Here is a 10,980-nt window from a genome sequence, read left to right as displayed (position 1 = left end):
ATGCGCGCTCCCGATGCCGGTCTGACCGCCTTTCCCGTCGTCCCCGACGATGTCCGGCTGATCGACCTGGCCTGGAACGACCTCTCCGAGGTCCCTGACCGGGTGGCCCGGCTCGGTGCGCTCGAGGAGCTCAGGCTCGACGGCAACCGCCTGCGCTCGCTGCCCGACCTCTCCGGGCTGACCGCGCTGCGCGCGCTGCACCTCGACGGCAACGAGCTGACGTCCTTCCCGCGCTGCCCGCCGTACCTGGAGGTCCTCTTCCTGTACGGCAACCGCGTCGGCGCGATCCCCGACCGGCTGAGCCCCCGCCTGCGGCACCTCGCGGTCGGCGGTAACGGGCTGACCGGCGTGCCGGCCTCCCTGTGGAAGCTGACCGGGCTGGAGTCGCTCAACCTGGCCGAGAACGCGCTCACCGAGGTCCCGGCCGCGATCGGCGGCCTGACCCGGCTGCGCATGCTCGACCTGGGGCACAACCGGCTCGCCTCCGTCCCGCCCGAGATCGGGGACCTGGACCTCACCGACTACCTGTATCTCAGCGACAACCTGCTCACCGAGGTGCCGGAGGCGATCGGGCGGCTGGGACGGCTCGCGTACCTCAACCTCACCGACAACCGGCTGACCCGGCTGCCCGAGTCCATCGGGCGGATGGCCGCACTGGTGGAGCTGCGGCTGTACGGCAACCGGCTGGAGGCGCTGCCGGAGTCCATCGGCGGGCTGCGGCGGCTGCGGGAGCTCCACGTGCAGGGCAACCGGCTGGCCCGGCTGCCCGCGTCGATCGCCGAGCTGGGCGAGCTGCGCGTGCTGGACCTGCGGAACAACCGGCTGCGCGAGCTGCCGGACGCGCTGCCGCCCGGCCTCCGGCACCTCGACCTCCGTAACAACCGGCTGCGTGCGCTGCCTGCGACGCTGCCCCCGCTGGAGAAGCTCGACCTGCGCTGGAACAAGCTCGACGGCGAGCTCGAGGTGCTGCGCCGGCTCCGCGATCAGGGTTGCGTCATTCTCCGCTGAACCGGGGCGATTTTCGGTGCGTACCTCCGCACATGACGACATTTCCACGTCTGGCCGCTTTCGCGCTGCTGGCCGGGCTGGTCGCCGGCTGCTCCTCAGGGGGCTGGGGCGACTACGCCGCAGCAGGCGACACCCAGAAGGCCGCCGCCCCCCTGACCGTGGAGCAGCTGTCCGCCAAGGTCGGTTGCAAGCCGAAGATGCAGGTCAACGCCGCCGACCTGCGTACCGGCTACTGCAAGACCAAGGTCGGGCAGTTCTTCGTCAACACGTTCGCGAGTGAGAAGCTCAAGGACGAGTGGATGGACCGCGCGCCCGAGTACAACCCGCACCTGGTCGGCCCCCGGTGGACGGTGCTGGGGCCGCTCGAGGTGCTGGAGCAGCTGAAGGAGCCGCTCAGCGGCGACCTGCACCTGATGGACCACAGGGTCTCCCAGACGCCGGCGCCACCGAAGTAACCAAGCCGGTATGGGATGAACCGGGGTTCGGGGGCCTGCGTACCTCCGCACATGACGACACTTCCACGTCTGGCCGCTTTCGCGCTGCTGGCCGGACTGGTCGCCGGCTGCTCCTCAGGGAGCGGAGGCGGCTACGTCGCAGCAGGCGGACAGCTGGGCGACGCCGCCGCCCCCCTCACCGTCGAGCAGCTCGCCGCCAAGGTCGGCTGCAAGCCGAAGATGCAGGTCAATGCCGCGGAGATCCGTACCGGCTACTGCAAGACCCCTGACGGAGAGTTCTTCGTCACGACGTTCAAGACCCAGGCGGGCAAGGACGCCTGGATGGACGCCGCCCCCGAGTACAACCCGCACCTGGTCGGCAGGCTCTGGACGGTGCTGTCCAGCCGCAAGGTGCTCGACCTGCTCAAGGAGCGGCTCGGCGGCGACCTCCACCTCACCGATCACCGGACGAAGAAGATGCAGACCATTTCCTAGCGCGAGCGCGCCAGCTCGTACTGGGCCCAGATCTCGACCGGGGCCGCGACCCGGTCCAGGAACATGAGCCCGTCCATCCGGCAGTCGCAGGGATTCTGCTCCCTGGTGTTCTGCGGGTAACTGCCGCCGATCTTGATGCCTCTCGGGTCGGTCGCCGAGGTGACGTCGGGCTCGGGCTCGCCCTGGACGCCCCACGGGTCGCCGGTGACCGTGTAGGAGCCGTCGAGCGGGCGGCCGTTCCTGAACAGCTTCATCGCCCCGGTGTCGAAGTCGAACGTCGCGGCGAGGAAGACCCACTGGTCGCGCGGCAGGATCTCCTGCCAGGGCTGTTTCGCGGCGAAGGTCTGGGAGCTGCCGCCGTCCACGCGCCTGGCGAGCGCCACGACCCGCAGCTCGCCGTCGACCGTGATGAGCTCCAGCAGGGCCCTGACGTCGTGCCCCTGGGAGTTGCCGCTGAGCAGCCCCGCCAGGCCGATCGCGTTGAAGCGGTCGGCCGGGTCGTCGGTGTTGGAGTTGAGCGCGGGCCCCTCGCCCTGCATCTTGAACCAGCCCATGACGGTGACGCCCTTGACGCCGTTGAACGCGTGCAGCGCCGGCACGCCGTCCGCGCCGTAGACGCCGGCCTTCCAGTCGTCGTTGCCGGCCGTGGCCGGGTCGACCTGGCGGGTCTGCAGCGCGTACGTGCTGCCCCGGTAGGCCGGGTCGGCCACGCGCATGGCGGCGCCCCCGTTGACCAGCGCGATGTTCGTGCCCGACCGGCCCTGGTCCTGCTCCTGGGCGGGGTCGCCGGGCAGCGGGTGCTCGAAGTCGTACGCGGCCACCACGTCGTCGCGCAGGGTCGGCAGCACGTCGGGCGGCGTCCAGCCGGCCTTGGTGACCTTCCAGATCTTGCCGTTCGCCTTGGACAGCACGTAGAGCTCGCCCGCGCCGTCACGGCCGAAGCGCAGGTCCACGCGGGTGTCCCCGGCCAGGTCCCGCATGGTCACCTGCTTGCCGGTCGCGTCCACCAGGCGCGGCTTGTAGATCGTGGCCCGGCGGCCGCTCCGCTCGTCCATCTGGGCGGCGACGGTGAAGAAGACCTGGCCGTCCACGATGTCGCCGAACAGATACCTGCCGTACAGCAGCGGCAGCTTCTGCCCGCGGTAGACGAACCCGCCGCCGACGGCGTGGCCGCTGTCGGAGGTGCACGAGTGGCCGGGCGGCGGGTCGTGGTCGTAGGCGGCCACCGGGTAGGTGTAGCCGTACGTCGCGTCGTCGTCCGGCAGCGTGTACAGGTGGCAGCGGTCGGCCTTGTTGAACACGAACGGGCCCTCGCGCTCGCTCCATCCCAGGTTGTCGCCCGCGCCGACGTCGTAGACGGCTTCGATGGCGTGCTCGCCGATGTGGCCGAGGAACAGCCGGTTCGTCTGCGGGTCCCAGCTGAAGCGGTGGGGGTCGCGCATCCCGTACGCGTAGATCTCGCCCAGCTTGCCGGACTGGCCGGCGAAGGGGTTCGCGGCGGGGATGCCGTATCTGCCGTTCGCGCCGTTCGTGCCCGCGGGGTCGATCCTGAGGATCTTGCCGTACGGGTTCGCCAGGTTCTGCGGGTCGTCGCTGGACACCCCGCGGCCGCCGTCACCCGAGGCGACGTAGAGCAGGCCGTAGTCCTTGTCGCCGCGGCGCGCGTTCGGGTTGAAGTCGATCTGCTGGATGCCGTGGACCTGGCCGCTGAAGCCGAGCCGCAGCACCTCCCTGCGGGTGCCGGAGAAGACGTTCGCCTTCGGGTCCGTGGCCGTCCACTCGGTGATCACGCCGTGGAACCTGGTGCCCGGCTGGGGCGCCATGTCGGGTGTCTTCGCGGTCAGCGCGTCACCCCACTCGGTGTGGATCGTGTAGAACTTGCCGTTCCTGGCGAAGTCGGGGTGGAAGGCGGCGAAGCCGAACCCGCTCCCCAAGCCGCGGCCCGAGACGAAGTCGGGGGCGAAGGTGGCGCCGACGTCGAGGTATTCGCGCGGCTGGCCCTTGTCGAGGAAGTAGAGCTTGCCGTTGAGGTCGTTGACGAACAGCCGGCGCGAGCCGTCCGGCAGCTCGCCCAGGTAGTTGATCCGCGCCCAGCGGACCAGTCGCGCGTCGGTTGGAGCGGGGGTCGTCTCGCTCTTCGGGAACGAGGCGAACTCCTCCAGCGTCAGCGTCAGGCTGGACGGGGTGGGCTTCTCGGGAATGGGATCGTCGATGGGCGTCGGCTCGGCCTGCGCGGCTGCCGGCGGCGCGCATAACGCGGTCACCAGCACCGCGGCGATCAGGCACCGGAGGGTTTTCGGCATACCTGTTCACCACCAGGGTGTCGGGGGTGTCATTGCTCGGCGGGCGGGGTGCCGTCGCAGGCCGGGGTGCCCTTGACGGTCAGGTCACGCATCCTGCCGACGTTGTCGAACGAGCCGAAGCCGACCCGGCCCGACGCGAACGTGCGGTCGGTGGCCGTGATCAGCGGGGTCGTGGCGCCGTCCACGTAGACCGCGATGCGGCCGGTGTCCACGCAGTGGGTGACGCGGACATGGTGCCACTCCATGTCGGTGACCGCGGGCGGCGCGCCCACCTGGCCGTTCCACTGGTCGTCGATGCGCAGGCGGTCGGCATGGTTGACGACGAAGATCCCGTTGTGCGGGTAGATGGTGTTGTCCTGAGAAAGGTGGACATAGTAGAACTCCGTGTCCGACCGGTAGCCGAACACGATGATCACGTCGCGGTTGCTGACGCTGGTCGGGGTGTCCAGGCGGACGTCCGCGTCGATCCGCACCGAGCCGAACTCGGGGCCGGTCCTGAGCACGGCGTACTCGAAGGGGCGGCGCGGGCCGGGGCGGGCCTCTCCCGCCTCGGCGAGGATCACCTGGTCGCCGGGGAACCGCCACTTGGACGGGGTCACGGGCGCCCAGTTGCGCTCGTCGTTCACGTGCTTCACCTTGGCGTGTCCCAGGCCGCAGTCCTGCCCGGTGGCGGCCTGGGCGGGGATCGGCACGGCCATGACGAGCATGGCCGCGAGGACGAGGGTGCGAAAGGCTGACATCCGGGATCCTCTCGCCGGGTGCGCTCTCGTAAGCGCTTCCGAAAGCGCTTTCGTTGACCCGGATCGTAACCCGGGGGATGGGGCTGTCAAGGGGGCGGTGGAGGCCGCGTCAAGATCGCAGTGGGGGCGTGGAGCGCCGCCCGTCAGACGGGCGGAGGGGCCGTGGAGGCACGTACGACCAGCTCGTGCGAGGTGCGGCGGCGGCGCGGGCGGGATGCGGGCGGCTTGAGCACGAGCTCGAGCGCCTGCCTGCCCATGCCGACCATGGGCAGTTTGATCGTGGTCAGCGCCGGATAGACGTCACGCGCCACCGGCACGTCGTCGAACCCGGCCACCGAGATCTCCCCGGGCACCCTGCGCCCGTTGCCGAGCAGCCACGACAGCGCGCCCACCGCCATCGGGTCGTTCAGCGCCACGATCGCCGTCAGATCGGGGTGCGCGCGCATCAGCCTGGCGGTCGCCGCCGCGCCGCCCTCCCTGGTGAAGTCGCCGTGCACGATGGGGAACGAGCGCCAGTCGAGCCCGGCCGCGGCGAGCGCCGCCCGCAGCCCGGCCAGCCGGTCCTCGACCGTGGTCAGGTTGGCCGGTCCGCCGAGCACGCCGAGGCGGCGGTGGCCCAGGTCGAGCAGGTGGTGCATGAGCGTGGAGCCCCCGGCCGCGTTGTCGGGCAGCACGGCGTCCACCGGCAGGTGGTGGCGGCCGATCACGGCCACCCGGCCGCCCGCCGCCGTGAACGAGCGCACCTCGGTGGCGATGTCGGCCTCGGTGCCCGCGTCGACGTATCCGGAGCCCGCCAGCACGATCGAGGTGACCCGGTGCGCGCGCAACGCCCGGAGCCTGGCCAGCTCGGCACGCGGGTCGCGCTCGGTCTGGCTGATCAGCGCCAGGTAGCCGCGGCTCTCGGTCTCGCGCAGCACGCCCCTGGCGATCTCGCCGAAGTAGGGGTCGCCGACGTCGTGCACGACCAGCCCGACCATGGACGCCTGCCCGCCGGCCAGCGCCCGCGCGTGGCTGTTGGGCACGTATCCGACCTGGGACGCGACCGCCTGGACATGGGCGGCGACCTGGGCGCTCACCCCCGTGCTGCCTGTCAGGGCCCGGGAGGCCGTCGCCAGCGAGACCCCCGCGGCCTTGGCCACATCGACGAGCCGGGGCGGATGAGGATGGTCGGCCATGTGCTGCGAACCCCCCTTGTCCGGGGCTGGATCCCGTGCAATCGTAACCGAAAGCGCTTACGAAAGCGCTTTCGTGGCGCCTCTTCTGACGGGGGTCTCCTCGATGGCAAGAGTTCTCAAGAGTCTGGCGATCATCTCAATCTGCGGTTTAGCCGTCACCGCCTGTGCGAAGACCGACGAACCCGGCGCGGCCCAGTCGCCGGGGCAGCAGCAGGGGCCGGTGAAGATCGGCATCTCGCTCCCGCTCACGGGCGACTTCGCCGAGCCCGGCAACGGCATCAAAGACGGCTACCAGGTCTGGGCCGACCGGGTGAACGCCAAGGGCGGCCTGCTCGGCAGGAAGGTCGAGCTGATCTTCCGCGACGATGCCTCCGACCCTAACCGGGTCAGCTCCGACTACGAATCGCTCATCACGCAGGACAAGGTCAACCTGGTCTTCGGGCCGTTCTCCTCGCGGCTGGTGATTCCGGCGGCGAAGGTCGCGGAGTCGTACAACATGCTCTTCGTCGAGCCGGCCGGGGCCGCCAAGGAGGTCTTCGAGCAGGGCTTCAAGCGGCTGTTCTACGCGGCGCCCGCGATCGCCAGCGACCACTACAACTACCTGGCCGACTACATCATCAAGCTGCCCGCCGACAAGCGGCCGAAGACGGCGGCGTACGCGAGCCTGGACGACCCGTTCGCCCAGGGCACCGCCTACGGGCTGAGGGACAAGCTCGCCGCGGCCGGGATCAAGACGGTCGTGGACGAGGTGTACCCGCCCGAGACCACCGAGTTCGGGCCCATCGCCGCCAAGATCGCCGCCGCCAAGCCGGACATCGTCGTGGGCGGCACCCAGTTCGAGGACTCCGTGGGCCTGGTGCGGGCGCTGCAGGAGCTCAAGGTGCAGCCCAAGCTGGCGGCCTTCTCGACCGGGCCGACGGAGCCCGAGTTCGTCACCGCGGTGAAGGGGGCGGCCGAGAACATCATCTCGCCCGTCGGCTGGTCGGCCACGGCCACCTTCACCGGCAACGAGGAGATGATCAAACGGCACAAGGAGATGTTCAACGGCGAGGCGAACGAGGACACCGCCAACGGCTTCACCGTCGGCCAGGTCGTCGAGGCCGCCGTGAACGCGGTCAAGTGCGTCGACCCGACCAAGGAGTGCCAGGACAAGCTGGCCGACCACATCAGGCAGGGCACGTTCGACACGGTCGTGGGCAAGCTCTCCTTCGACGACCAGGGCAGGCCCGAGCAGGCGCACATGATCCAGCAGTACGTCAACGGAAAGGTCGAGATCGTGCTCCCCGAGCAGGCCAAGACCGCCGACATCGTCTACCCGAAGAAGGAATGGTGAGCCTGGTCCTGCAGGGGCTGGCCCTGGGCGTGCTGACCGGCGGCCTGTACGCGCTGCTGGCCTCGGGGCTGTCGCTGTACTTCGGCGTGATGCGGGTCGTCATGGTGGCGCACCCGGCGTTCCTGTTCCTGGCCGCGTACCTGACCTACACCGTCCACACGACGCTCGGGGTGGACCCGTTCCTGGCGCTGCCGGTGACGGTGCCGCTCTTCTTCGGGCTGGGCGTGGCGGTCCAGCGGCTGCTGGTCGCCCGGCTGGCGCCGGACAACCTGGCGATGATGTCGGTACTGCTGACGTTCGGGATCGCGCTGACGATCGAGGGGCTGCTCGGGACGTTCTACACCGGCTCCTACAAGTCGGTCAGCATGGACTACGCCACGCGCTCCCTGACGATCGGCGGCGTGCACCTCCCGTACGACCGGATCATCGCCTTCTGCGTCGCGGCGATCACCCTCGCCGTGCTCTTCGCGGTGCTGGTCAAGAGCCGGTTCGGGCAGGCGCTGCGGGCCACGATCCAGCACCGGGAGGCGGCCAGGCTGGTCGGCGTCCAGACCGAGCGGGTCGCCGGGTACGGCTTCGGCGTCGGCCTCGCCACGGCCGCCGTGGGCGGGACCGTCCTCGCGCTGATCACGCCGTTCTTCCCCGCCTCGCACTGGGTGTGGATCGGCAAGCTGATGGCCGTCATCGTGGTCGGCGGGCTGGGCAGCGTGATCGGCGCGGCGCTGGCGGCCGTCATGCTCGGCCTGGTCGAGGGCGTCGTGCTGGTGACCGTGGACGCCACCTGGGCCACGATGATGTTCTACGTCTTCCTCTTCCTGACCCTGCTCGCGCGTCCCCAGGGGTTCTTCGGAGGCCGGCTTGCGCATCGCTTCTAGAGGGATCCCGCTGGCGCTCGCCTGCCTGGCGCTCGCCTATCCGTGGATCGTCCCGAACTACTACCTGGTGTACGCGGGCGCGCTGACCGTCATGTACGCGGCCATGTCGACGTCCTGGAACCTCCTGGGCGGTTTCACCGGCTACGTCTCCCTCGGCCACTCGACGTTCTTCGGCCTCGGCGCGTACGGGACCGGCCTGCTCGTGGTCCGCCTCGGCGTGCCGTGGGTCGTGGCCCTGCTGGTCTCGGCTCTGGCGGTCACGGTGTTCGCCGTCGGTGTCGGCGTCGCGGCCGTCCGGGTGCGCGGGGCGTCGTTCGTGATCGTCTCGATCGCGCTCGTGTCGATGATGAACCTCATCGTGCAGGGCTGGCGCTCGCTCACCGGCGGCTCCACCGGGCTGCAGGTGCCCTCGCCCTTCCCCGGCCTGCACAGGGGACAGACGCACATCGTCTTCTTCTACCTGTTCCTGGCGCTGCTCGGGCTCGCGCTGCTGTCCTGGTGGTACGTCTCGCGCTCGCGCTTCGGCGCGGGTCTGCGGGCGATCAGGGAGGACGAGGACAAGGCGGAGTCCCTGGGGGTGCCGACCGGGGCGTACAAGGTGACGGCCTTCGCCCTGTCGGCCCTGTTCGTGTCGCTCGCCGGCGGGTTGTACGCGGTCTGGTTCGGCAGCCTCGACCCCATCTTCGTCTTCTCCATCCTGATCGGGTCGTACATGGTGCTGATGAGCCTGCTCGGCGGGGTCAGGCACCTGTTCGGGCCGCTGCTCGGGGCGCTCATCGTGGCCCCGGCGGGGGAGTACTTCCTGATCGCGCTGGGCGAGACGCAGATCCACCTGGCCGCTACGGGCGTGGTGCTGGTGCTGGTGGTGCTGTTCATGCCGGACGGCATCCTCGCCCGGCTGACCAGGAGACGTACCGGGCCCTCCATCCCGGACGAGACGGCCGAACAGCGGCTCCAGGGGGCGGTCCGATGACCTCGTCAACCTCGTCACTGCGGACCGAAGGGCTGACCAAGTCGTTCGGCGGCGTGCTCGCCGTGGACGGGGCGACCGTCGAGCTGCGCGACGGCGAGATCAACGGCCTGATCGGGCCGAACGGCTCCGGCAAGACCACCTTCTTCAACATCGTCACCGGCATGATCAAGCCGGACTCCGGCCGCGTCCTCTACCGCGACCGCGACATCACCCGCCACTCGCCGCACCGCGTCGCGCACGCCGGGATCGGCCGCACCTTCCAGCTCTGCCGCGTCTTCCCGCGCCTGACCGTGCTGGAGAACATGCTGGTCGCCGTCCGCCGCACCCGCCTGCGCGAGCTGCTGGCCGGGCTGCGCGACAAGGGCGAGGTGGAGCGGGCCCGGCACTGGCTGCGGCGCATGGGCATCGAGCACCTGGAGGACGCCGAGGCGCGCGACCTGTCCTACGGCCAGCAGAAGCTGCTCGAACTGGCCGCCGTCCTCATGGCCGAGCCCGACCTCGTGCTCCTGGACGAGCCCGCGGGCGGAGTGAACCCGGCGCTGATCGACCGCATCGTCTCCCTCGTACGCGAGCTCAACGCGGAGGGCCGTACGTTCCTCGTCGTCGAGCACAACATGGACATGGTGATGGGCATGTGCGACCACGTGATCGTCTTCGACCGCGGCGCGCCCATCGCGTCCGGCCCGCCCGCCGAGGTGCGGGACGACCCTCGCGTCCTGGAGGCGTACCTCGGTGTCTGAGACCCTGCTGTCACTGGAAGACGTCGAGGCCGGGTACGGCAGGGCGGCGCCCGTGCTGCGCGGCCTGTCCGTCACCGTCCGCGCCGGGGAGGTTGTGTGCCTCGTCGGGCCGAACGGCGCGGGCAAGTCCACCGCGCTCAAGGTCGCCAGCGGCCTGCTCGCCCCCCGCTCGGGACGGGTCCTGCTGGCGGGACAGGACGTGACGGGCCTGTCGCCGCAGCGGCTGCTCGGGCTCGGGCTGGCCCACGTGCTGCAGGGGCACAGCGTGTTCCGCGAGATGACGGTGGCCGAGAACGTCCGGCTCGGCGGTTTCACCGTGCGGGACCCCGCGAAGCTCCAGGCCCGGATGGAGGCGGTCAAGGAGCTGTTCCCGGTGGTGGCCGAGCGGTGGGGGACCATGGCGGGGCTGCTGTCGGGCGGGCAGCAGAAGCAGGTGGAGTTCGCGCGGGCGCTCATGCTCGAGCCCTCCGTGGTGCTGCTGGACGAGCCGTCGATGGGGCTCGACCCGCGTAACACGCAGGTGGTCTTCGATCAGATCGACCTGATGCGGCGTACCGGGGTCGCGGTGCTGCTGGTGGAGCAGAACGCGCGCCGGGCGCTGGAGATGGCGGACGTCGGCTGTGTCCTGGACCTCGGCCGCGTCCACATCACGGGCCCCGCCCCGGCACTCGCCGCCGACCCCCGCCTCGGCCGCCTCTACCTCGGCGGCGCCCCGGCCACCTAGCGGCGGGGCGCGCGGGCGGGCCAAGGGGAGCGGGCCCCCGATCATGCGAGCGGGAACGCCGCTCCCGGCCGCTCCGCCGCCGCCCCGTCCACCCGCCGCCCTCGCCGCTCCGCCGCCCTCGCCGGTCCGCCGCCGCTCCGTCGGTCCGTCGCTCTCCGTCGCTCCGCCGCTCGGCTGTGC

11 protein-coding genes are annotated in these 10,980 nt (G+C 70.7%); 8 read left to right on the top strand and 3 right to left on the bottom strand.

All coding sequences use genetic code 11. The features are described 5' to 3' along the window. Genes AB0J64_RS00895 through AB0J64_RS00885 form a run of 3 tightly spaced genes read left to right on the top strand, consistent with a single transcriptional unit; the run spans window position 1 to window position 1,937 of the window. Window positions 1-1,008, top strand: a complete 1,008-nt coding sequence (locus AB0J64_RS00895; protein ID WP_364018618.1) for a hypothetical protein — start codon at window positions 1-3, stop codon at window positions 1,006-1,008. Between the two features lie 32 nt (window positions 1,009-1,040). Beyond that, on the top strand, window positions 1,041-1,463 hold the full coding sequence (locus AB0J64_RS00890; protein ID WP_345002556.1) for a hypothetical protein: 423 nt from the start codon (window positions 1,041-1,043) through the stop codon (window positions 1,461-1,463). A gap of 51 nt (window positions 1,464-1,514) precedes the next feature. Continuing rightward, entirely contained in the window at window positions 1,515-1,937 is a 423-nt protein-coding gene (locus AB0J64_RS00885) for a hypothetical protein (protein ID WP_364018616.1), read from the top strand. Here the strand turns inward: AB0J64_RS00885 and AB0J64_RS00880 are convergent. From AB0J64_RS00880 to AB0J64_RS00870, 3 genes are all read right to left on the bottom strand, one after another. Then, a complete protein-coding gene (locus AB0J64_RS00880; protein WP_364018614.1) occupies window positions 1,934-4,240 on the bottom strand; it encodes a PQQ-dependent sugar dehydrogenase in 2,307 nt (768 codons plus the stop codon). The two genes, AB0J64_RS00885 and AB0J64_RS00880, sit on opposite strands and share 4 nt — an antisense overlap. A 29-nt stretch (window positions 4,241-4,269) precedes the next feature. Next, window positions 4,270-4,980 carry a hypothetical protein gene (locus tag AB0J64_RS00875; protein WP_364018612.1) on the bottom strand — a complete coding sequence of 237 codons (711 nt, stop codon included), beginning with the start codon at window positions 4,978-4,980 and terminating at the stop codon, window positions 4,270-4,272. A 143-nt stretch (window positions 4,981-5,123) separates the two neighbouring features. Then, window positions 5,124-6,155: a LacI family DNA-binding transcriptional regulator gene (locus AB0J64_RS00870; RefSeq protein ID WP_364018610.1), complete on the bottom strand. Its 1,032-nt coding sequence runs from the start codon at window positions 6,153-6,155 to the stop codon at window positions 5,124-5,126. Between the two features lie 103 nt (window positions 6,156-6,258). Here AB0J64_RS00870 and AB0J64_RS00865 point away from each other — a divergent pair, with 103 nt between their 5' ends. The 5 genes from AB0J64_RS00865 to AB0J64_RS00845 are packed head-to-tail and all read left to right on the top strand — an operon-like array spanning window position 6,259 to window position 10,800. Then, complete coding sequence (locus AB0J64_RS00865) at window positions 6,259-7,488, top strand: amino acid ABC transporter substrate-binding protein (protein WP_364018608.1); 1,230 nt, start codon at window positions 6,259-6,261, stop codon at window positions 7,486-7,488. Next, window positions 7,482-8,363 carry a branched-chain amino acid ABC transporter permease gene (locus AB0J64_RS00860; RefSeq protein WP_364018607.1) on the top strand — a complete coding sequence of 294 codons (882 nt, stop codon included), beginning with the start codon at window positions 7,482-7,484 and terminating at the stop codon, window positions 8,361-8,363. Before AB0J64_RS00865 ends, AB0J64_RS00860 begins: the two co-directional genes overlap by 7 nt. Next, complete coding sequence (locus AB0J64_RS00855; protein WP_364018605.1) at window positions 8,347-9,336, top strand: branched-chain amino acid ABC transporter permease; 990 nt, start codon at window positions 8,347-8,349, stop codon at window positions 9,334-9,336. The genes AB0J64_RS00860 and AB0J64_RS00855 overlap by 17 nt, the downstream gene beginning before the upstream one ends. Beyond that, window positions 9,333-10,076 (top strand): ABC transporter ATP-binding protein, encoded by a 744-nt coding sequence (locus AB0J64_RS00850; RefSeq protein ID WP_364018604.1) that lies wholly within the window; start codon window positions 9,333-9,335, stop codon window positions 10,074-10,076. Before AB0J64_RS00855 ends, AB0J64_RS00850 begins: the two co-directional genes overlap by 4 nt. After that, window positions 10,069-10,800: an ABC transporter ATP-binding protein gene (locus AB0J64_RS00845; RefSeq protein ID WP_364018602.1), complete on the top strand. Its 732-nt coding sequence runs from the start codon at window positions 10,069-10,071 to the stop codon at window positions 10,798-10,800. Before AB0J64_RS00850 ends, AB0J64_RS00845 begins: the two co-directional genes overlap by 8 nt. Window positions 10,801-10,980: the final 180 nt, after the last annotated feature.

The organism is Nonomuraea sp. NPDC049695 (genome assembly GCF_040674955.1).
Lineage (GTDB): Bacteria > Actinomycetota > Actinomycetes > Streptosporangiales > Streptosporangiaceae > Nonomuraea > Nonomuraea helvata.
Note: the sequence above shows the minus strand (reverse complement) of the source record. Positions and strands in the feature narration are given on the sequence as shown.